Annotated in this window: 15 protein-coding genes; 3 read left to right on the plus strand and 12 right to left on the minus strand. The window is 57.5% G+C overall.

The window, feature by feature from the left end; all coding sequences use genetic code 11:
• Positions 1-37: 37 nt before the first annotated feature.
• From JWR17_RS21270 to JWR17_RS21300, 7 genes are all read right to left on the minus strand, one after another.
• Positions 38-733, minus strand: coding sequence for an RraA family protein (locus tag JWR17_RS21270; RefSeq protein ID WP_299834532.1), 696 nt, complete (start codon positions 731-733; stop codon positions 38-40).
• 244 nt (positions 734-977) lie between these two features.
• Positions 978-2,681 (minus strand): choline dehydrogenase, encoded by a 1,704-nt coding sequence (betA, locus tag JWR17_RS21275; RefSeq protein WP_299834534.1) that lies wholly within the window; start codon positions 2,679-2,681, stop codon positions 978-980.
• 64 nt (positions 2,682-2,745) lie between these two features.
• Positions 2,746-4,218, minus strand: a complete 1,473-nt coding sequence (betB, locus tag JWR17_RS21280; RefSeq protein ID WP_299834536.1) for a betaine-aldehyde dehydrogenase — start codon at positions 4,216-4,218, stop codon at positions 2,746-2,748.
• A 63-nt stretch (positions 4,219-4,281) separates the two neighbouring features.
• The gene (gene betI / locus JWR17_RS21285; protein WP_299834538.1) at positions 4,282-4,875 is read right to left on the minus strand and encodes a transcriptional regulator BetI; all 594 of its coding nucleotides are present in this window, start codon (positions 4,873-4,875) and stop codon (positions 4,282-4,284) included.
• Positions 4,876-5,144: 269 nt separating this feature from the next.
• Complete coding sequence (choV, locus tag JWR17_RS21290) at positions 5,145-6,323, minus strand: choline ABC transporter ATP-binding protein (RefSeq protein ID WP_299834540.1); 1,179 nt, start codon at positions 6,321-6,323, stop codon at positions 5,145-5,147.
• Positions 6,320-7,165 (minus strand): choline ABC transporter permease subunit, encoded by an 846-nt coding sequence (choW, locus tag JWR17_RS21295; protein WP_299834541.1) that lies wholly within the window; start codon positions 7,163-7,165, stop codon positions 6,320-6,322. Before choW ends, choV begins: the two co-directional genes overlap by 4 nt.
• 67 nt (positions 7,166-7,232) lie before the next feature.
• Positions 7,233-8,180 (minus strand): choline ABC transporter substrate-binding protein, encoded by a 948-nt coding sequence (locus tag JWR17_RS21300; protein ID WP_299834543.1) that lies wholly within the window; start codon positions 8,178-8,180, stop codon positions 7,233-7,235.
• Positions 8,181-8,667: 487 nt separating this feature from the next.
• Between JWR17_RS21300 and JWR17_RS21305 the strand changes: the two genes are divergently transcribed.
• Positions 8,668-10,044 carry an L-serine ammonia-lyase gene (locus tag JWR17_RS21305; RefSeq protein ID WP_299834545.1) on the plus strand — a complete coding sequence of 459 codons (1,377 nt, stop codon included), beginning with the start codon at positions 8,668-8,670 and terminating at the stop codon, positions 10,042-10,044.
• Positions 10,045-10,543: 499 nt separating this feature from the next.
• Entirely contained in the window at positions 10,544-11,653 is a 1,110-nt protein-coding gene (locus JWR17_RS21310) for a GlxA family transcriptional regulator (RefSeq protein ID WP_299834547.1), read from the plus strand.
• Between the two features lie 221 nt (positions 11,654-11,874).
• Here JWR17_RS21310 and JWR17_RS21315 read toward each other — a convergent pair whose 3' ends face one another.
• A complete protein-coding gene (locus JWR17_RS21315; protein WP_299834549.1) occupies positions 11,875-12,135 on the minus strand; it encodes a hypothetical protein in 261 nt (86 codons plus the stop codon).
• A gap of 181 nt (positions 12,136-12,316) precedes the next feature.
• Between JWR17_RS21315 and rlmJ the strand changes: the two genes are divergently transcribed.
• Positions 12,317-13,153, plus strand: coding sequence for a 23S rRNA (adenine(2030)-N(6))-methyltransferase RlmJ (rlmJ, locus tag JWR17_RS21320; protein WP_299834551.1), 837 nt, complete (start codon positions 12,317-12,319; stop codon positions 13,151-13,153).
• Between the two features lie 71 nt (positions 13,154-13,224).
• Here rlmJ and msrA read toward each other — a convergent pair whose 3' ends face one another.
• The 4 genes from msrA to aceE all read right to left on the minus strand — a co-directional run bounded on the left by msrA (position 13,225) and on the right by aceE (position 21,577).
• On the minus strand, positions 13,225-13,872 hold the full coding sequence (gene msrA / locus JWR17_RS21325; protein ID WP_299834553.1) for a peptide-methionine (S)-S-oxide reductase MsrA: 648 nt from the start codon (positions 13,870-13,872) through the stop codon (positions 13,225-13,227).
• Between the two features lie 162 nt (positions 13,873-14,034).
• Positions 14,035-16,743, minus strand: coding sequence for a GGDEF and EAL domain-containing protein (locus JWR17_RS21330; RefSeq protein ID WP_299834554.1), 2,709 nt, complete (start codon positions 16,741-16,743; stop codon positions 14,035-14,037).
• A 393-nt stretch (positions 16,744-17,136) separates the two neighbouring features.
• On the minus strand, positions 17,137-18,777 hold the full coding sequence (gene aceF / locus JWR17_RS21335; protein WP_299834556.1) for a dihydrolipoyllysine-residue acetyltransferase: 1,641 nt from the start codon (positions 18,775-18,777) through the stop codon (positions 17,137-17,139).
• A gap of 154 nt (positions 18,778-18,931) precedes the next feature.
• On the minus strand, positions 18,932-21,577 hold the full coding sequence (gene aceE, locus JWR17_RS21340; RefSeq protein WP_299834562.1) for a pyruvate dehydrogenase (acetyl-transferring), homodimeric type: 2,646 nt from the start codon (positions 21,575-21,577) through the stop codon (positions 18,932-18,934).
• Positions 21,578-21,624 lie beyond the last annotated feature (47 nt).

A 21,624-nucleotide genomic window follows, 5' to 3' on the forward strand; every position in this document is an offset into this window, starting at 1 on the left:
GCCTCGCCAACAAGTTGTCTCCTACGGAAATCCGGGATTAAACCGGGCAACCCTTGCTGCGCAGAATCGCATCAAAACGATCCGGGTCTAATGTGCCGGCTTCGATGGCCGCCAACGTCGCTTGTTCACGGGCCAGCAAATCATTGCAGCGAATCAGTAGCTCTGGCAGTTCGGCGCGGGCGGCGGCGACTACGCCATCGCCGTCGCCAATCATCAGGTCACCGGGCATTACCAACATGCCTGCGCAGGAAATCGGTACGTTGATTTCGCCGCCGCCGTCAGTGCTAGGTCCGCGATGTACGCCGCCAATGGCATACGCTGGAAGTTCGCCGGTCAGCCATTCATCAAGATCGCGCAACGCGCCGTTGATCACCACACCAACGATGCCAGCCTTGAGGGCCATGGCACGCATGATGCCGCCGAACACTGCGCGAGTCAGGTCGGCGCTGCCGTCGATGACCAGTACGTCGCCAGGGCGGGCCATTTGCATGGCCTTGAGAATCATCAGGTTGTCGCCAGGACGAACCCGAACGGTCAGGGCGCTGCCGAGCATTGGCGCATTACCGTGAAAGGCTTTGAGTCCCAGGCCGCCCACGTTGCGGCCCAGACAATCGCTGACCGCTGCGGCGGGAATTTTGCTAAAGGCGTGAAGCCATTTCGGGTCGAGGGGTTCAGCGTTTGGATTGATCAAATAGCCGGTGGGCCATGTGCTCGAAGACACTACATCAAACATGAGAAAGCCTCGTGGCCAGTCATTGCCGGCTTGTCGGTTAGAGCGGGGGTGATCGTTTGCGTCGCAATAGAGTAGGCCTGCGCCCAAGTGGGATCAAGCGCGGTCAGGTGAGGCAATAGTCTATGAGGTGTGTGGGATACACCAATCCTGTTGATACCGTCTTGTTGGCGATGGGTTTAGCACGGTGTGTCTGGTATATCGCCTCGCCAACAAGTTGGATCCTACAGAGTGAGGGCATGTGTAGTTATTGAGCTGTACAACTCACTGCCCGCAACGGCTTGCCGCGCGCTGGCTTGTCGCCAGCCACGTAGTAATCAGCGGTGCTGCGCGGCAATGGTGCGCGGCCACGGATCTTGTCGGCGATTTTCTCGGCGATCATGATGGTTGGCGCATTCAGATTGCCCGTAGTAATCAGCGGCATGATCGAAGCGTCGACCACACGCAAACCCTGCAGCCCATGTACGCGACCTTCGCCATCGACCACGGCCATGTCGTCAGTGCCCATTTTGCATGAGCAGGACGGGTGAAACGCAGTCTCGGCGTGTTCACGCACAAACTGATCAAGTTGCTCGTCAGTCTGTATTTCAATGCCAGGGCTGATCTCGCGGCCACGGTACGGATCAAGTGCAGGCTGCTGCATGATTTCCCGAGTCAGGCGGATGCCATCGCGAAATTCCTGCCAGTCTTGTTCGGTGGACATGTAATTGAACAGGATGCTCGGGTACTCCCGTGGATTCTTGGACTTCACTTGAACCCGTCCACGGCTTGGCGAGCGCATGGAACCCACGTGCGCTTGAAAGCCGTGCTCTTTCACGCCATTGCTGCCGTTGTAGTTAATCGCCACCGGCAAGAAGTGGTACTGAATATTCGGCCACTCGAACTCATCGCTGGAACGAATGAAGCCCCCCGCTTCGAACTGGTTGCTGGCGCCGATGCCCTTGCCGAGGAACATCCATTCAGCGCCGATGGCAGGCTGGTTCCAAAGCAACAGCGACGGATACAGCGACACCGGTTGGGTGCAGGCGTATTGCAAATACATTTCCAGATGGTCCTGGAGGTTTTGACCTACGCCAGGAAGGTCATGAACCACCGGAATATCCAGTTTGCTCAACAACTCGGCCGGGCCTACACCCGAGCGTTGCAGGATTTGTGGCGACGCAATTGCGCCGCTGCACAGCAACACTTCTTTGCGCGCTGTGGCTTCGATACGCGCGTCGCTGTCACCGACCAGGTAAGCCACGCCGACTGCGCGTTTACCCTCGAACAGAATCCGGTCGGTCAATGCGTGGGTAACGATGGTCAGCGTCGCTCGTTGTTTGGCCTGATCAAGATAGCCGCGAGCGGTGCTGGCACGACGGCCGTCTGGCGTCACCGTGCGGTCCATGGGACCAAAGCCTTCTTGCTGATACCCATTGAGATCGTCAGTGCGCGGGTAGCCGGCTTGTACGCCTGCTTCAACCATGGCGTGGAACAGCGGGTTGTTGCCCGCCTTGGGTGTCGTCACGCTGATCGGGCCATCGCCACCGTGGAAGTCGTTCGGGCCGATGTCACGGGTTTCGGCTTTACGAAAGTAAGGCAGGCAATCGAGGTAACTCCAGTTTTCCAGACCTGGATTTTTTGCCCAGCCGTCGTAGTCCATGGCGTTACCACGGATATAGCACATGCCATTGATCAACGAAGAGCCGCCAAGGCCCTTGCCACGACCACACTCCATGCGACGGTTATCCATGTGCGGTTCCGGGTCGGTTTCGTAGGCCCAATTGTAGCGACGGCCTTGTAGCGGAAACGCCAGTGCCGCCGGCATTTGCGTACGGAAATCGAGACGATAATCCGGGCCGCCTGCTTCCAGCAGCAGAACGGTGACGCCTGGGTCTTCAGTCAGACGGGTCGCCAGAGTGTTACCAGCAGAACCGGCACCGATGATGATGTAGTCAAATTCTTGGGACATTAAATGCACCCTCAATGAATGGGTGGGGGTGAAAATCCTATTTTTCTGTAGGCGTCGGTACGGGTCAAAAAACCGAGGTGTACTCACCCAATTCAACCTGCACCGACTTGATCCTTGTGTACTGCGCCAATGAGCTGATTCCGTTTTCACGGCCTACGCCCGACTGCTTGTAGCCGCCGACCGGCATCTCAGCCGCCGACTCGCCCCAGGCGTTGATCCAGCAGATACCGGCCTCAAGCTGGTGAATCACCCGATGGGCGCGGTTCAGGTCTTTGGTGACGACGCCAGCGGCCAGGCCGAATTCGGTATCGTTGGCGCGGCGGATGACTTCTTCTTCAGTCTCGTAGCTGAGGATGCTCATCACCGGGCCGAAAATTTCTTCGCGAACGATGGTCATGTCGTCGGTGCAATCGGTAAAAACAGTGGCCGAGACGAACGCGCCCTTGGCGAACTCACCGTCAGTCAAGCGTTCGCCGCCGCACAGCAAGCGAGCACCTTCTGCTTTACCTTTGGCGATATAACCCAACACGCTTTCCATGTGGGCGAAGCTCACCAGTGGACCGAAATTGGTGTTCTCGTCCTGGGGGCTGCCGACCCGAATGCGCTTGACACGCTCAACGATTTTGGCCTCGAACGCGGCTTTCAGTGAACTCGGTACAAACACCCGGGTGCCGTTGGTGCAGACCTGACCCGAGCTGTAGAAGTTGGCCATCATCGCGGTATCGGCGGCGCGGTCGAGGTCGGCGTCGTCGAAAATGATCAGCGGTGATTTACCGCCCAATTCCATGGTCACGTCTTTCAGCGAAGAACTCGACGCGCTGGCCATGACCTTTTTGCCGGTGTCGGTGCCGCCGGTAAACGAGATTTTTTCGATGCGTGGGTGTTCGGTTAGCCAAGTGCCGACTTCGCGGCCACTGCCGGTCAGCACGTTGAATACGCCATCCGGAACGCCGGCTGCGGTGTAGATTTCAGCCAGTTTCAACGTGGTCAGCGACGTGACTTCGCTCGGCTTGAAAATCATCGCGTTGCCGGCGGCCAGCGCCGGGGCGGATTTCCACAAAGCGATCTGAATCGGGTAGTTCCACGCGCCGATACCGGCAACCACACCCAACGGCTCGCGGCGGGTGTATACAAAAGAGGTGCTGCGCAGCGGGATCTGTTCGCCTTCGATCGCGGGCACCAGGCCTGCGTAGTATTCCAGCACGTCAGCGCCGGTCACGATGTCGACGTAACGGGTTTCGGACACCGCCTTGCCGGTGTCGAGGGTTTCCAGGTCCGCCAGTTCGTCGTTGCGCTCACGCAGGATGTCCACGGCGCGACGCAAGATGCGTGAGCGCTGCATGGCGGTCATGGCGGCCCAGATTTTTTGGCCTTTTTCAGCGCTGGCCACCGCACGTTCGACGTCGTCTTTACCCGCACGCTGTACCAGCGCAAGGACTTCGCCGTTAGCCGGATTGATGGCCTCGAAGGTAGCGTCGCTACTGGAATCGACGTAGCCGCCGTCGATGTAGAGTTTTTGCAATTCGAATCGGGCCATGGTGTCCTCGCAAGTACAGGTTGTCTGGGTTTCAGCGCTAATGTGCTGGTGCGTCTGGACGCGCTAGCTCGCCTGTTTCGCCAGTTGTAAGTCCATATATTCGTAAGCGATCTGTTGCGCCTGCTCGGTGTCGAAAGCGTCTCCCGACAGCGCGCCGCGCAACCACAGACCGTCGATCAACGCCGCCAGGCCGCGCGCGGCATTGCGTGCATCGTCCAGGGAAAGTACCCGGCGAAATTGGCAGCACAGGTTGGAATACAGGCGGTGATCGTTGATCCGCTGCAGCCTGTGCAAAGACGGCTGGTGCATGCTGGTGGCCCAGAAGGCCAGCCAGGTTTTCATTGCCGGGCCATTCACCTGGCTGGCGTCGAAGTTACCTTCGATGATCGCTTGCAGATGAGCGCGTGGGCTGTCATCGCTGAGCGCCAGGCGGCGGTCGAAAACGCTCTCGCTCAGGGCCGCCATCAAATGACGCATGGTCGCTGCGATCAAGCCATTCTTGTCCTGAAAGTAGTGACTGATAATTCCGTTCGACACACCCGCCAGGCGAGCAATCAGCGCAATGCTGGCGTCTCCCATGCCGACCTGATCGACAGCCTCCAACGTGGCGTGAATCAACTGTTGACGGCGAATGGGTTGCATACCGACCTTGGGCATATCAAGCGTCTCCTTCTGATCGCCGGGTAGTCGTTTAGTGATGGTTTCGGCGAGAGCCAGTCTATTTACTATTGATTGAACGTTCAATCAATAAAAAGGCACGGGCGGATATTTGAGCTGCGTTTGCGGTGAAATGTCAGGGAAGTAAACGAGGGGCAAAGCATGGGCGCAAACGCCCCTGTAGGAGCCAACTTGTTGGCGAGGCGGTGTGTCAGAGACACCGCCTAAAGCCTTTCGCCAACAAGTTGGCTCATACAGAGAATTTACTATTAACCTAAATTCTTGCCCAACAGCGCGTGGTACAGCTCGCTGTCGCCAAGGATCCCGACTACTTTGTTGTCTTCTTGCAGGACCAGTTTGTTACCGGTCTGGTAGCGGATTTGCAGCGCGTCGCGCATGCCGATGTCGGAATGAACAAGGGTCGGAAGACGGCCCAAGGTGTCCATGGCCTGGCCCGGCGCCCAGTTTTGCAGATCGAAGGTCGCAGCGCCTTGGCGCGCACCATTGATGATGTTGCCTTCGCCCAGACCGATCCACGAGTCACCGCCCGGATCGAGGCACACTTCGCCGTTGACGCGGGTGCAGTTGTCCAGCGTTCGCATCAAGCTGCGGCCGCACAACACGTTCAGCGGGTTGGTGTGAGCGACGAAAGTCCGGACGTAATCGTCGGCCGGATTCAGGACGATTTCTTCTGGCTTGCTGTACTGGATGATCCGACCGTCTTTCATGATCGCGATCCGGCTGCCGAGCTTGAGGGCCTCATCAAGATCGTGGCTCACGAAAACGATGGTCTTGTTCAGCTTGCGTTGCAGTTCCAGCAGTTCGTCTTGCAGGCCTTGGCGGATCAATGGGTCCAGGGCCGAAAACGGTTCGTCCATCAATAGAATGTCGGCATCCATCGCCAGGGCGCGAGCCAGGCCGACCCGCTGTTGCATGCCCCCGGACAATTCGTCGGGCTTCTTGTTACGCCATTGGGTCAGGCCCACCAGCTCAAGCTTTTCATCCACCAGCTTGCGCCGTTCTTCAGGCGGACGGTGCTGCATTTCCAAGCCGAAACTGATGTTCTCGCGAACCGTCAACCAAGGCATCAGCGCAAACTTTTGAAAGACCATGGCGATACGCTTGGTGCGCATCAATTTCAGTTCAGCCGGGGTGCACGATGCGATGTTGATTTGCGTGCCTTCGTGCTCAACGAACAGCTTGCCGCGGCTGACCGTGTTCAGGCCATTGATGCAGCGCAACAGGCTGGATTTGCCGGAGCCGGAAAGTCCCATCAGGACGCAAATTTCGCCTTTCTCGATGTCCAGGCTGGCGTTTTCAACACCAACGATTTGCCCGGTTTGTTTCAGGATCTGGTCGCGTGTCATGCCCTTGTCGAGCAGTTTCAATGCCTCGCGAGGGTCTTTGGAAAAGACGACGTCTACGTTCTCAAAGCGGATTATGCTCATGCGTCACCCCCTATTTTAGCGTCAGGTTGTTTGCAGATACGGTCGAGCATGATCGCCAGCAATACGATTGCCAGGCCGGCTTCGAAGCCCAAAGCGATGTCCGCCGTGTTCAGTGCATTGACCACGGGTTTGCCCAGGCCATCGGCGCCCACCAGTGCTGCGATCACCACCATTGACAGCGACAGCATGATGCACTGGGTGATGCCCGCCGCGATGCTTGGCATGGCGTGGGGCAATTCGATGCGCGAGAGCAATTGACCCCGTGAGCAGCCGAAAGCTTTACCAGCGTCGAGCAATTCCTGGGGTACATCGCGAATACCGAGGTAGGTCAGGCGAATCGGCGCGGCAATCGCAAACACCACCGTCGAGATCAGTCCTGGCACTACGCCAAGGCCAAACAGAGTCAGGGTTGGAATCAGGTAAACGAACGTCGGAACCGTCTGCATCAGGTCGAGGACCGGGCGCATGATGGTGTAAAACATCGGTTTATGTGCCGCGACAATACCCAGCGGTACGCCAATAATCACGCAGACAAAGGTCGCGAACAGCACCTGTGCCAGGGTTTCCATGGTTTCTTGCCAATAGCCCAGGTTCAGGATCAGCAGAAAAGAAATGATGACGAACGCGGTCAGGCCCCATTTGCGCTGAATGTAATGCGCGAGCAGCGCGATCAAGCCAATCAATGCCAGCGGATTAAACCAGGTCAGTGCGAAAGTCACGCCGTGAATCATTGTTTCCAGGGTCGAGGCAATTAAGTCGAAATAGTTGGCGCCGTGTTTCGTCAGCCATTCAACGAATGCGGCGATGTACTGGCCCAGAGGGATTTTGTGATCAGTCAGCATGGTATTGAATGTCCGCATGCGGGGAAAATAATACAACAGCAGACGGGCGAACCCGTCTGCACACGAGTTACTTAGCCAGCTTGGCTTTAACGGCCTCCAGGCCTGGTTTACCGTCTACAGTGGTCACGCCAGCCAACCAGGTATCAAGTACTTTTGGGTTTTGTTTCAGCCATGCAGTCGCAGCTGCTTCCGGCTTCATCTTGTCGTCCAGGACGTTGCCCATCAGCGAGCTTTCCATGTCCACGTTGAATTCCAGGTTTTTCAGCAACTGGCCAACGTTGCTGCATTCCTGGGTGTAGCCCTTGCGGGTGTTGGTCAGGACGGTGGCCGCACCGAAATCGGGACCGAAATAGTCATCGCCGCCGGTCAGGTACTGAATCTTGAAACGCTTGTTCATCGGGTGCGGTGCCCAGCCGAGGAACACCACGGCGGTATCGCGTTTCTGGGAACGATCAACCTGCGACAGCATGCCCGCTTCGCTGGACTCAACCACCTTGAAGCCCGCGTCTTTGAGGCCGAAGGCATTTTTGTCGATCATGCTCTGGATCAGACGGTTGCCGTCGTTACCCGGTTCGATACCGTAGATTTTGCCGTCGAGTTCTTTCTTGAATTTCGCGATGTCGGCGAAGTCATGAAGCCCTTTGTCATACAGCGCTTGCGGTACGGCCAGGGTGTACTTGGCGCCCTTGAGGTTGACGCGAACGGTGTCCACAGTGCCCGCGTCGCGGTAGGCCTTGATGTCGTTCTCCATCGTCGGCATCCAGTTGCCCAGGAACACGTCCATGTTTTTGCCATCGGCCAATGACTTGTAGGTCACTGGAACGGAAATCATCGTGGTCTTGGTTTTATAGCCCAGAGCGTCAAGGATTACGCTGGTGGTCGCGGTGGTGACCGTAATGTCCGTCCAGCCGACATCTGAAAAGTTGACGGTTTTGCACTGTGCCGGTTCTGCAGCTTGCGCCAGCAGTGGGAGACTCAGTGCAGCGGCCAACAGCAACGTTTGAGAACCTTTCATCGATGCACTCCTGAGTGTTTTCTTCTCGTCATCAGCCTGTAATCGCTGACGCGGTTTATAGGGTTTAGCGCGTTGCAGCTGAACGGCGAGGCGTTTCACACAACAGTTTTACCACTGCGCCTGGCGATCGAGTCGAGACTGATCATGTAGCAGGGGAAAACAAACGCCTACAGGGGTAGTCGCATCCAGTACATAGTGGGTCGTATCCAGTGTTGGCAACGTCGCTTACAGATTTTTTAACAGGCGAAAAGGCACCTTTCACCTGTCACTGCGGCATCCGAGTGGGCGAAACAGTCGCAAAACCTCCTGTCCCGGCTCTCTGGGTCAATACGACGTTGGTGGATACGGGTGCGTCGGTGTCAGACGCCGTGCATCAGGGCAAAAGCCCGATGATGCGCCCATCTCGGCGGATAGCAGCTTTAGCGTAGCAGCTCCGTCACCAGGCGCTTTGGGCGCCAGGCGTCTCGATTACAGAGGGTTTGCGGCAATGGCTATCAGCGTGTTCGACCTGTTCAAGATCGGTATCGGACCTTCCAGCTCTCACACCGTAGGACCCATGCGCGCCGCAGCACTGTTCACCCAAGGCTTGCGTGAACGTGGAGAGTTAGACCGGGTGCGTCGTATCGAGGTTCGCTTGTACGGCTCGTTGTCGGCCACCGGCATCGGCCACGGCAGCGACAACGCCGTGATCATGGGCCTGATGAACCAATGGCCAGACTCGATTGATCCGTCGCAGATCGGCTTGAGCATCGAGACTCTGAAAGAAACCCATACCTTGTTGCTCGATGGCCGTTTACCGATTGCGTTTGAGTGGCAGCGGGACATGCTGCTCATTGATGAAAACCTGCCGTTCCACCCCAACGCCATGACGTTGATCGCCGAGGGCGAGGGGGGCGAACTGCACCGCGATACGTATTATTCGGTCGGGGGCGGTTTCGTCGTTGACGAGGCCCAGGCCGCCAGCGGCGTGCTGGACATGGATCGTACCGAATTGCCGTACGACTTTTCCAGCGCGGACGAACTGCTTCGGCTGTGTAATCAGCACGGTTTGCGCGTTTCGCAGTTGATGATGGCCAACGAGAAGGTCTGGCGCAGCGAGGAAGAAATTCGCAGCAGCCTGATGCGGTTGTGGCGAGCCATGCAAGATTGCGTTGAGCAGGGCCTCAAACACGAAGGCATCTTGCCTGGCGGATTGAATGTTCGTCGTCGTGCTGCGCGCTTGCACCGCAGCTTGCAGGAATTGGGCAAGCCGAACGTGATTGGTTCAACCCTCAGCGCTATGGAATGGGTGAACCTGTTCGCCTTGGCGGTCAACGAAGAGAACGCGGCGGGCGGTCGTATGGTCACTGCGCCGACCAATGGCGCGGCGGGCATTATTCCGGCGGTGTTGCATTACTTCGTTAAGTTCAGCGAAGAAGTCAGCGAGGCCAATGTGGTCGATTACCTGCTGGCAGCTGCCGCGATTGGCATTCTGTGCAAAAAGAACGCATCGATTTCAGGGGCTGAGGTGGGCTGTCAGGGCGAAGTAGGCTCGGCCTGCGCCATGGCGGCAGCAGGCCTGGCCGATATTTTGGGCGCCACGCCCGAGCAGTTGTGCAACGCCGCGGAAATCGGTCTTGAGCACAACCTCGGACTGACCTGCGACCCGGTAGGCGGCCTGGTTCAAGTGCCATGCATCGAGCGCAACGCGATTGCCGCAGTGAAAGCGATCAACGCTGCACAGATGGCCTTGCGTGGCGACGGACAGCATTTCATCTCGCTGGATCGGGTAATCCGCACCATGCGCGACACCGGCGCGGACATGCACGATAAGTACAAGGAAACCTCCCGCGGTGGTTTGGCGGTCAGTGCGGTGGAATGCTGATATCTGCTTGAACCGGTAGGAGCTGCCGAAGGCTGCGATTCGACTGGGCACCGGTCGCCTGCGACCCAATCGCAGCCTTCGGCAGCTCCTACAGTTCAATGTGTCTGCCCGGTTATTGCTCACTGCCCAAGCTCGCCGCCACCTTTTGGCGCGTCGTCGTATCGGGGCACTTGAACGACACGAACACCACTGACCGTTGGTCTGTTCGTGCACCGCAGTGACACTCCTTTAGTCCGATGCAGTTGAACCTTCACACATGTGCTACCGAAGTGCTCAATCGTCCGGACCCCTTGTATTACCCGGCGTCCGCGTCGTATAGCCGTGAACGTCGAACCTCCTTATATAGACGCATCACGACGTCGTTTTCAGGTTTTATTGAATGCCCATTCAACTTAGGCATGGCAATTGCGTTGTGTAACTCAAAACCCTCCCGCCCATGAGGGAATAACAAGAGCCTCCGCCTGAGGCCATCAACCGCCTAGTGTGAGGAGATACCGCGATGACTTCGTTCAACTCTGGTGCCCAGTCCCAGCCCCAGAACCGCACGCCTCAATCCATCGGCTTTTTGCTGCTGGACAATTTCACGCTGATCTCGCTGGCTTCCGCCGTAGAGCCGCTGCGGATGGCTAATCAGCTGTCAGGCCGCGAGCTGTATCGCTGGTCCACATTGAGCGCTGATGGTAACCAGGTCTGGGCCAGTGATGGCTTGCAGATCACCCCCGATGCCTCCATGCATAAAGCCCCGGTCCTAGACACCGTGATTGTTTGCGGCGGCGTGGGCATCCAACGCACCGTGACCCGTGAGCATGTGAGCTGGCTGCAAAGCCAGGCGCGTCAATCGCGTCGCCTCGGCGCGGTGTGCACCGGCAGTTGGGCGCTGGCGTGCGCCGGCCTGCTGGACGGTTTCGATTGCAGCGTGCATTGGGAATGCCTGGCGTCGATGCAGGAAGCTTTTCCGCGTGTGGCCATGAGCACGCGCTTGTTCACCCTCGACCGCAATCGCTTCACCAGTTCGGGCGGCACCGCGCCGCTGGACATGATGCTGCACTTGATCAGCCGTGATCACGGTCGCGAGCTGTCGGCGGCTATTTCTGAAATGTTCGTCTACGAGCGTATTCGTAACGAGCAAGATCACCAGCGCGTGCCGCTCAAGCACATGCTCGGCACTAATCAGCCGAAGCTGCAAGAAATCGTCGCGCTGATGGAGGCTAACCTCGAAGAGCCCATCGACCTGGATGAACTGGCGGTGTATGTAGCGGTGTCCCGGCGTCAGTTGGAGCGGCTGTTCCAGAAATACCTGCATTGTTCACCGTCGCGCTATTACTTGAAGCTGCGCTTGATCCGCGCACGGCAACTGCTTAAGCAGACGCCCATGTCGATCATCGAAGTGGCCTCGGTGTGTGGCTTCGTCTCCACGCCACACTTCTCCAAGTGCTACCGCGAATACTTCGGCATCCCACCGCGCGACGAACGCGTAGGTTCCAACACCGCGCAGCAAGTGGCGATGATGCCAATCCCGCAGTCATTGGTAATGACACCGCTTTCAGGGCCATTGTCGGCGCTAAGCCAGGCGCGTAATGAATCGACGTTTGCGAGTGTCAGGTTGTAAGTCATTGCGCGTGTTGTCCAAGATCAGGTGTGAATTGCACACCGAATCTGTAGGAGGGTCCGTCACGTCTTCGACGCCGCGCTGTCGCGCAGCTCCTACAGATTATTTTTAAGTCATTAAGTTAAGCGTTGTTTGATAAAAGTGAACGTGTTCGCGAGGTGGCGTAACAGACTCGCCGCGTTCAGCCTCTCGCCAACAAGTTGCCTCAGGGAAGTTCGGTCCTATCCGCGATTGTGTTTATAGGTCGCCAACGCTGGCAGCAACTGCTGATCAATTGCCTGGCGCACTGCCGGCAAGATCGTGGCGCTGCCGGTCAGCATTTGTTCGATCATTCGCCGCAGCGCTGTGGCCCGGGCTTCGGTCAGGCCGCATACCGCCTGGGCGCAGGCTTGTTCGGCGGTGGCGCCGGCAGACGTGTCGAAACCCAGTGACCTGAGTTGGCCGAGCAGGTCTTCCTGGTCAATCAAATCCGCGTGCATCATGTCGTCGGTTCCTTTTATTCAGTATTGGTTGATTCTCGTTGTGCTATCGCATGTCGGCAATACCCTGCGCGCGCAATGGCCGATATACCTATGAGCAGGTCGTTTTCAGCTGACTCGCCGCTTCTGCGTTTTTTCGTCCGGTGCAAACTCATGTAAACTTCGTGGCCTTCCAGGAGCAGCCATGAATTACCGTCACGCTTTCCACGCCGGCAACCACGCCGATGTGTTCAAACACTTGACCCTGACTCGCTTGATCGCCCTTATGGCGCGCAAGGAGCAGCCGTTCGCCTATATCGACAGCCACGCCGGGATTGGTCTGTATGACCTGAAGGGCGATCAGGCCAGCCGCACCGGCGAATGGCTCGAAGGCATCGGTCGTTTGTGGGGCGCTTCGGACTTGCCTGCGCTCACGGCCGATTACCTGCAAGTGCTGCACGACATGAACCCGGATGGCGAACTGCGTTATTACCCTGGTTCGCCGGAGATTGCCCGTCGCCTGACCCGCGAGCGCGAACGCATCCTGCTCAACGAAAAACACCCCGAAGATGGGCGTCTGCTCAAAGAGAACATGCGCGGTGACCGACGTGTCGCCGTGCACTTGGGCGAAGGCTGGCATGTGCCGCGTGCGCTACTGCCCGTTGCGGAAAAGCGAGGTTTGTTGCTGATCGATCCGCCGTTCGAGCAATTGGACGAAATGAAACGCTGCGCCGTGGCGTTGAAAGAAACCATCGGTCGCATGCGTCAGACCGTGGCTGCCATCTGGTACCCGATCAAGGACACACGTCAGCTACGCAGCTTTTACCAGGATTTGGCCGCTACCGGCGCGCCGAAGTTGTTGCGGGTTGAGTTGTTCGTGCATCCACTGAACACCCCGCAGAGCCTTAACGGATCGGGCCTGGTCATCGCCAATCCGCCTTGGGGCCTGGAAGAAGAGTTGCGCGAACTGATGCCGTGGCTGGCTAAAACCTTGGGGCAGACCCAGGGCGGTTGGCAGATGGATTGGTTGATTGCGGAATAAACGGCGTCGCTAACACGTTGGCTACAGGATCGGCGTAAACCTGTAGAGCCGACGTATTAGCGAGAACAATTTCAAGCCGGCAAACAAACCCCAGTTCCACCCAACCCGCAATACCCAGCCGGGTTCTTCGCCAGGTATTGTTGGTGATACGCCTCGGCGTAGTAAAACGTCGGCGCCTCTTCGATTTCGGTGGTTATCTGGCCCATGCCTGCTTTATCCAGTTCGGCCTGGAATGCTGCTTTACTGGCGATGGCCGCTTCTAACTGCGCTTCGTTAGTGCAGTAGATGACAGAGCGATACTGCGTGCCGAGATCGTTGCCCTGACGCATGCCCTGCGTCGGGTTATGCGACTCCCAAAACACCTTTAGCAGTGCTTCGTAGGTGGTGTGCTCGGTGTCATACACCACCAATACCACTTCGCTGTGGCCAGTCAGCCCGGAGCAGACTTCTTCGTAGGTCGGGTTCGGCGTGAAGCCGCCAGCGTAACCCACGGAGGTGCTGTGTACGCCCTCTTGCTGCCACAGGCGACGTTCGGCGCCCCAGAAGCAGCCCAAGCCGAAAATCGCGAAATCGACGCTGCCCGGAAATGGACCCAGCAGCGGGTTGCCGTTGACGAAATGTTTCTCCGGCACGGTCATGGGTGTTTCACGGCCTGGCAACGCTTGCTGGGCAGTGGGCAATTCGTTCTTGTTCACGAGTATCTCCGAGCGCAAAGCCATGATTCATGTCCTCTCGGTAGCAGGAGGTAACTGAATGGGGGTGGTCAATGAGGTCTTAAAGAGGTGATTGAGGAAGGTCGACAGTTTGCCCGACAGTTCAGGCTTGAGGGAAGGGGCGACGGCAGCATCGGGACGAACGTAGTTTACAGAGTGGCGACACTGTCAGCTCGGTTGCGGATCAGGCAACGGACCACGCGGGTATCGTCGAAGCTTGTCGATGAGGTCCTGGCCAGGAATGGGCCGGTCGAACAGGTAGCCCTGGCCAACATCGCAACGGTGCCGACGCAAGAAAGCCAATTGCTCGGCGGTTTCGATGCCCTCGGCCACGACTTGGAGTTTCAAATTGTGCGCCATGGCAATCACCGCCGAGGTAATTTCCATATCGTCCTGGTTGTCCGGGATGTCACGAATGAAGCTGCGATCGATCTTGATCACGTCGATGGGAAATTTCTTCAAATAGCTAAGCGATGAGTAGCCGGTTCCGAAGTCATCCATGGCCAAGGACAGCCCAAGCTGTTTCAGGAAGTCCAGTTGTTGACGAGTATCATTGGTCGCTTCCAGCAGCAGCCCTTCAGTGAGCTCCAGTTCAAGCATGGTAGCCGGCAGGTGTTCTTCTTTGAGGATGTTGGCAATCGACGTCACCAAGTCCGGATCAGAAAATTGCTTGGGCGAGACGTTGATCGCCACCTGCAAACGGCCCATTCCAGCGGCGGTCAATTCTTTGCTCATGCGGCATGCCTGACGGGCAACCCACTTGCCGATGGGAATGATCAAGCCGGTTTCTTCGGCGACGCTGATGAATTGATCCGGGCGGATCATGCCTTTTTCCGGGTGATTCCAGCGCAGCAGTGCTTCCATGCCCAGCAGCCGGCCACTGCGCAGACACAGTTTGGGTTGATAGAACACTTCCAGTTCGTTTTGAGTCAGCGCGCGGCGCAGGTTGTTTTCGACGAACAGTTTATAGCTGGCTTCGGCGTTCAACGCTTCGGTGAACACCTGCACCTGATGTTTGCCGTTGGCTTTGGCTTTGTGCAGCGCCAAGCCTGCGTTCTTCATTAAGGTTTGCGGGTCGCGACCGTGAAGCGGCGCGCAGGCGAGGCCGACTGATCCAGTCACACTGATCAGTTGGTTGTCGACGAACATTGGCTTGTCCAGAGTCTTCAACACCTGGACGGCAATCTGCATCCCGGCCTCGACATCGGTTTCATCCAGCAACACCGCGAATTCGTTACTGGCGAAACGCGCAAGGCTGCCGCTGGGGCTCAGGCTGTTGCGCAAGCGCCGCGCAAGACTGATCAGTAGCTTGTCGCCGGTCTGATGGCCAAGGCTGTCGTTGATGCGTTTAAAGTTGTCGATGTCCACCAGCAGCAGGCTGATCGGCGTATCGCTGTCTCGGGCAAAACGCTCGTCGAGGTTGCGAATGAACGCCGGGCGGTTGCCCAGGCTAGTGAGGTTGTCGGTGTACGCCAGGCGCTCAATGCGTTGCTGGGCAGCCTTGGTTTGGGTGATGTCTTCGTAGATGCCGATGTAGTGGGTCAACTCGCGGTGGTCGCCATACACTTTGGAAATCGACAGCTGGCCCCAGTAAGGCTCAAGGTTTTTACGGCGGCTTTTGAATTCGCCCTGCCAGCTGTTGCTTTTAACCAGGCTGGAGTTGGCGTCAAGCAGCAGTTCGTTGAGATTCTCCAGTGCGGGCAGTTCCGACAGCCGATGCCCATGCACTTCTTCGGTGGTGTACTGGGTGATTGCGGTGAAGCTCGGGTTTACGTATTCCACCACGCCATCGCAATTGACCAGCAGGAAGGCGTTGGCGCTTTGCTCCACCGCTCGTTGGAATAAATGCAAGGCATTGGTGGCGGTGCGTCGATTGTGGTTGTTGATGACCTGGGCGAACTGGTCGGCCAGTTCACCGGCAAAGGCGATTTCATCGGACTGCCACGGACGCGCAATACCCGTTTGCTCCAGGCATAACACACCCACCACCAGCCCATCGATGCGGACACTGGCGTCGAGTATCGCATTGATGTCCCTGGGTCTCAGCTTCTCAGCCATCTCACTGGTGCGCGGATCATGCTGAACATCGTTCGCATCAATGGCACGGCTGGTATGCAGCGCCTCCAGGTAGGTCGGGAAGGTGCTGAGGTCGATGGCCTTGGGCCGCAAGAACTCGCCAGTGTCACGGCAGAACGCAGCAATGGGTTCCAGATGGCTGCCGCTAAGGTCCCAGATGCTCGCGTTGGAGATGTCGTAGATGTCACACGCGCTTTGGGTGATCAACTGAGCCGCTTCCTGCACGGAGTTATGCGTGCTGTAGCGATGACGAGCGAGGCGCAAAATCAGGTCTTGCTGAGCGCGAACGCGTTCCAGGTGCAGCAGTTGTTCCTGCTGGGCACGTTGGTTGAGTTCAAGCGCAATTTGCAGGCGACTGTTCTGAGTTTCCAGGTCGGGCGACGATACCGGGTCGTTTTGCGCGAACAGCCCTTCGACCACCATCAAATAACCACGGAGTAGATCGCGGTTATGCTGCCGATAGCCTTCGCCCAGTTCGAGGACGCTCAGCGGACCTTTAGAGGTGTGTAGCGTGTAGCGGATCAGGTAAAAAGGACCGCTGGCCAATTGCGACTGCACAGCGTCATGCATTTGATAGCGCGCTTCGGGCTCCATCAGGCTGGCATACGGCGAGCCGATTAATGCACACAGGTCTACTGCGGGTTGGCCAAACTGTTTTTCGCAGTTGGGGTCAAGGTACAAAAGCGCCCAATTAGCTTCGTTCAGCCGTTCGAAACGCAGCATACCGAGCCGCGAGGGCACCGGTAATTGCGTTACTACCTCGGCCGCGGTTCGACCGGCGGCATCGGGTTGGCTTTTCATTAAGAAACTCACTTTCAAAATGCTGATCGCGCATGGGCTAATGCCCTCATTTATACCGCGTGTCGCAAGGTTGCATCATGCAGCTCGGGCTGACAAGTGAGCACGGTGGCTTAGTGCTATAAATATCGGCAGAAGTGAGACTAGCTGGAGTGCAGCTGGTCGGTTTAGATAAATATCAGCATTTTCGGAAGTAAAAAGGAAGACAAAAAAAGCCCCGCCAAGTTGGCGGGGTTGAGGTACGAGCGTGGCAGCTCGAAAAATCGGTAATTCTCGGACAGCTCCGGGATTTTTTTGAACACCCAGACTCTGTAGGAGCCAACTTGTTGGCGAGGACCAATGCGGTCTTTACGGAAATACCGCCTCGCCAACAAGTAGGCTCCTACAGGTTTTGCATTACAGCAGCATCGTGCGGATATCCGCCAGCAGCTCGCTTAAGCGTTTGGTGAAGCGTGCAGCCGCCGCGCCGTTGATTACGCGGTGATCGTAGGACAGCGACAAAGGCAGCATCAGTTTCGGCTGGAAGGCTTTACCGTCCCAGACTGGCTGAATAGTTGCCTTGGACACGCCAAGGATCGCTACTTCCGGTGCGTTGACGATTGGCGTGAAGCCAGTGCCGCCAATGTGCCCGAGGCTGGAAATAGTGAAGCAGGCGCCTTGCATATCGTCAGCCGACAGCTTCTTCGAACGGGCTTTCTCAGCCAGTTCAGCCGCTTCTGCCGCCAATTGCAGCAGGCTTTTCTGATCGACGTTCTTGATGACCGGGACCAGCAGACCTTCTGGCGTGTCCACGGCAAAGCCGATGTTCACGTATTTCTTGCGGATGATCGCTTTGCCGCTTGGCGCCAACGAGCTGTTGAAGTCCGGCAGTTCCTTGAGCAGAAAAGCGCTGGCTTTGAGCAGCAATGGCAGGACGGTCAGCTTGACGCCGGCCTTCTCTGCAACCGCTTTTTGCGCGATACGGAAAGCTTCCAGCTCGGTGATGTCAGCCTGGTCGAACTGAGTCACGTGAGGGATGTTCAACCAGCTGCGGTGCAGGCTGGCCGCGCCAAGTTGCATCAAGCGCGTCATCGGTACTTCTTCGGTTTCGCCATAGCGGCTGAAATCGACAACCGGAATCGGCGGAATGCCCGCGCCACCGGTAGCACCGGCAGCCGGAGCGGCCTTGGCTTTCTGCATCATGGCCTGGACGTAAACCTGCACGTCTTCCTTGAGCACGCGGCCGTGTGGGCCGGTTGCGCCGACTGCGTTCAGCTCGACACCGAATTCACGGGCCAGTTGGCGGACAGCCGGGCCAGCATGAACCTTGGCGCCGTCTTTAGCCGGTGCTGGTGCTGGAGCAGCAGGCGCCGCCTCGGCTTTTGCAGCAGGTGCGGAAGCGGGTGCCGCTTCAGCCGGGGCCGGAGCAGCGGTTTGAGCAGGAGCTGCCGGTGCAGCAGCGCCGGCCACTTTCAATTTTAGAATCAGGTCGCCAGTACCGACTTCATCGTCCAGCTTGATGATGATGGTTTCCACCACGCCAGCGGACGGCGAAGGAATTTCCATACTGGCTTTGTCGGATTCGAGGGTGATCAGCGATTGATCAGCCTCGATGGTGTCACCGACCTTGACCATCACTTCAATGATTTTAGCTTTGCCCGACGAGCCGATATCAGGAACGTGAATGTCCTGGACGGTTTCACTGGCGGCAGCGGCTGGAACAGCGGCGGCTGCTTCAGTTGCAACCGGTGCAGGCGCTGCTTTTTCCGGAGCAGCGGCAGCGGCCGGTGCAGCAGGAGCGGCCTCGGCAGGCGCAGCCGCTTCACCTTCAACTTCCAGCTCAAACAGTTCGTCGCCTTCTTTCAGGCGGTCGCCCAGCTTCACTTTCATGCTTTTGATGACGCCGGCTTTGGGAGCAGGAATTTCCATGCTCGCCTTGTCCGATTCCAGCGTCAGGATGCTCTGTTCGGCTTCGATGCGATCGCCGACCTTGACCATCAATTCAATGACTTCACCTTCACCGTTGCCGATGTCGGGTACTCGAATTAGCTCACTCACAATGTCTCTCCTTCGGAGAACCTGTTCACTCTCGACTGCGCTGTGTCGGGTTGCGGCGAAAACAGCTTCGGATGCTCATTTACCAAGGTAAATTCCGCATCGTCTGCTGTTACGCGCTTCTTTTCAGCGCCCTTTGCGATCTTGAGACAGACTCTTAACAGTCCAGTGGGTTACGTTTTTCAGGATCGATGCCGAACTTGGCAATGGCCTCAGCCACTACTTTAGGTTCGATATCGCCACGATCGGCCAAGGCTTCCAGAGCTGCCAGCACCACGAAGTGACGGTCGACTTCAAAGAAGTTACGCAGCTTCTTGCGGCTGTCACTGCGGCCGAAACCGTCAGTGCCCAAGACTTTGTATTCCTTGGACGGTACCCACTGACGAATTTGGTCAGCGAACAGTTTCATGTAGTCGGTCGACGCGATCACTGGGCCCTTACGGCCAGCGAGGCATTCTTCCACGTAGCTCAGGGCAGGTTTCTGACCTGGGTGCAGACGGTTGCTGCGCTCTACTGCCAAGCCGTCGCGACGCAGTTCGTTGAAGCTGGTAACGCTCCAGACGTCGGCACCGACGTTGAACTGCTCGCGCAGAATCTTCGCCGCTTCGCGTACTTCGCGCAGGATAGTGCCCGAACCCATAAGCTGAACGTGGTGAGCCGCTTCCTTGGTGTCTTCTTCGAGCAAGTACATGCCCTTGACGATGCCAGCCTCGGAACCCGCCGGCATGGCCGGGTGCGCATAGGACTCGTTCATCACGGTCAGGTAGTAGAAAACGTCCTGTTGCTCTTCGAACATCAGGCGCATGCCTTCACGGATGATCACCGCGAGTTCATAGCCGTAAGTCGGGTCGAATGTACGGCAGTTCGGGATGGTCGAAGCCAGGATATGGCTGTGACCATCTTCGTGCTGCAGGCCTTCGCCGTTGAGCGTGGTACGACCCGCCGTGCCACCGATCAGGAAGCCCCGGGTGCGGCTGTCGCCAGCGGCCCAGGCCAAGTCACCAATCCGTTGGAAACCGAACATCGAGTAGAAGATGTAGAACGGAATCATCGGTTGGTTGTGGCTACTGTACGACGTACCGGCAGCGATGAAGGAGGACATGGCGCCTGCTTCGTTGATGCCTTCTTCGAGAATCTGACCTTTCTTGTCTTCGCGGTAGAACATCACTTGTTCTTTATCGACTGGCTCGTAGAGCTGGCCGACGGACGAGTAGATGCCCAACTGACGGAACATGCCTTCCATACCGAAGGTACGGGCTTCGTCCGGAATAATCGGAACGATGCGCGGGCCAATCTCTTTGTCCTTGACCAGTTGCGACAGAATTCGCACGAAGGCCATGGTGGTGGAGATTTCACGGTCGCCGGTACCGTCAAGCAGAGCCTTGAGGGTTTCCAGCGGCGGCGTTGGCAAGCTGAAGCTTTTGGCGCGACGCTGAGGCACGAAACCGCCCAGTGCTGCGCGGCGCTCGCTCAAGTAACGGGCTTCGGCACTGCCTTCTTCAGGTTTGAAGAACGGCAGGGAATCCAGTTGGTCGTCTTTGACCGGAATGTCGAAACGGTCGCGGAAGCTTTTCAGGCTGTCCACATCGACTTTCTTGGTGTTGTGCGCCGTGTTTTTCGCTTCACCGGCGCCGGTGCCATAACCTTTGATGGTCTTGGCCAATACCACGGTCGGTTGACCCTTGTGGTTGACGGCTTCGTGGTAGGCCGCATACATCTTGTACGGGTCGTGGCCGCCGCGGTTGAGCTTCCAGATTTCGTCGTCGGACAGGTCAGCAACCATGGCCTTGAGTTCAGGCGTGTTGAAGAAGTGTTCACGAACGAACGCGCCGTCTTTGGCTTTGTAGTTCTGATACTCGCCGTCGATGACTGCGTCCATGCGGCGTTGCAGGATACCGTCGACGTCTTTGGCCAGCAGTGGGTCCCAGAAACGGCCCCAAACGACTTTAGTCACGTTCCATTGCGCGCCACGGAACACGCCTTCGAGTTCCTGGATGATCTTGCCGTTGCCGCGAACCGGACCGTCGAGACGTTGCAGGTTGCAGTTGACGACGAAGATCAGGTTATCAAGCTTTTCACGGCCGGCCAGGGAGATGGCGCCTAGGGATTCCGGCTCGTCAGTCTCGCCATCGCCGAGGAAGCACCAGACTTTTTGCTTGCCTTCAGGGATGTAGCCGCGGTGCTCCAGGTACTTCATGAAGCGTGCCTGGTAGATCGCCTGGATCGGGCCAAGGCCCATGGACACAGTCGGGAACTGCCAGAAGTCTTTCATCAACCACGGGTGCGGGTAGGACGACAGACCTTTGCCATCAACTTCCTGACGGAAATTGTTCATCTGGTCTTCGGTGATCCGGCCTTCCATGAACGCACGCGCGTAAACGCCCGGCGAAGCGTGACCCTGGAAGTAGATGAGGTCGCCGCCGTGTTCGTCGGTCGGTGCCTGGAAGAAGTAGTTGAAGCCTATGTCATACAGCGTCGCGCTGGAGGCGAAGCTGGAGATGTGACCGCCCAGGTCGGGGTCGTTCAGGTTGGTTTTGACCACCATGGCCAGTGCGTTCCATCGCACCAACGAGCGAATGCGGCGTTCCATGAACAGGTCGCCAGGCATGCGTGCTTCGTGGGTAACGGGAATCGTGTTGCGATACGGCGTAGTGATGGCGTATGGCAGCTGTGAGCCACTTCTGGTGGCCAGCTCTCCCATACGGGTCATCAAATAGTGAGCGCGGTCTTCGCCTTCTTTGTCGAGAACCGATTCCAGGGCGTCCAGCCATTCCTGGGTTTCGACGGGATCGAGGTCTTGCATGGCTTGCTCCAGGGCGGAAAGGCTTCCAGAATCGGTTGCCTGAGTTT

The sequence above is a fragment of the Pseudomonas sp. genome, assembly GCF_028293835.1.
GTDB lineage: Bacteria > Pseudomonadota > Gammaproteobacteria > Pseudomonadales > Pseudomonadaceae > Aquipseudomonas.

Bases quoted from the DNA above. Each gene is read 5' to 3' on its own strand.
- msrA (WP_299834553.1), bottom strand. From the start codon at position 13,872: ATGGCTTTGCGCTCGGAGATACTCGTGAACAAGAACGAATTGCCCACT.
- betI (WP_299834538.1), bottom strand. From the start codon at position 4,875: ATGCCCAAGGTCGGTATGCAACCCATTCGCCGTCAACAGTTGATTCAC.
- rlmJ (WP_299834551.1), top strand. From the start codon at position 12,317: ATGAATTACCGTCACGCTTTCCACGCCGGCAACCACGCCGATGTGTTC.
- choV (WP_299834540.1), bottom strand. From the start codon at position 6,323: ATGAGCATAATCCGCTTTGAGAACGTAGACGTCGTCTTTTCCAAAGAC.
- betB (WP_299834536.1), bottom strand. From the start codon at position 4,218: ATGGCCCGATTCGAATTGCAAAAACTCTACATCGACGGCGGCTACGTC.
- choW (WP_299834541.1), bottom strand. From the start codon at position 7,165: ATGCTGACTGATCACAAAATCCCTCTGGGCCAGTACATCGCCGCATTC.
- JWR17_RS21315 (WP_299834549.1), bottom strand. From the start codon at position 12,135: ATGATGCACGCGGATTTGATTGACCAGGAAGACCTGCTCGGCCAACTC.
- aceE (WP_299834562.1), bottom strand. From the start codon at position 21,577: ATGCAAGACCTCGATCCCGTCGAAACCCAGGAATGGCTGGACGCCCTG.
- JWR17_RS21310 (WP_299834547.1), top strand. From the start codon at position 10,544: ATGACTTCGTTCAACTCTGGTGCCCAGTCCCAGCCCCAGAACCGCACG.
- JWR17_RS21270 (WP_299834532.1), bottom strand. From the start codon at position 733: ATGTTTGATGTAGTGTCTTCGAGCACATGGCCCACCGGCTATTTGATC.
- betA (WP_299834534.1), bottom strand. From the start codon at position 2,681: ATGTCCCAAGAATTTGACTACATCATCATCGGTGCCGGTTCTGCTGGT.
- JWR17_RS21300 (WP_299834543.1), bottom strand. From the start codon at position 8,180: ATGAAAGGTTCTCAAACGTTGCTGTTGGCCGCTGCACTGAGTCTCCCA.
- JWR17_RS21305 (WP_299834545.1), top strand. From the start codon at position 8,668: ATGGCTATCAGCGTGTTCGACCTGTTCAAGATCGGTATCGGACCTTCC.
- JWR17_RS21330 (WP_299834554.1), bottom strand. From the start codon at position 16,743: ATGAAAAGCCAACCCGATGCCGCCGGTCGAACCGCGGCCGAGGTAGTA.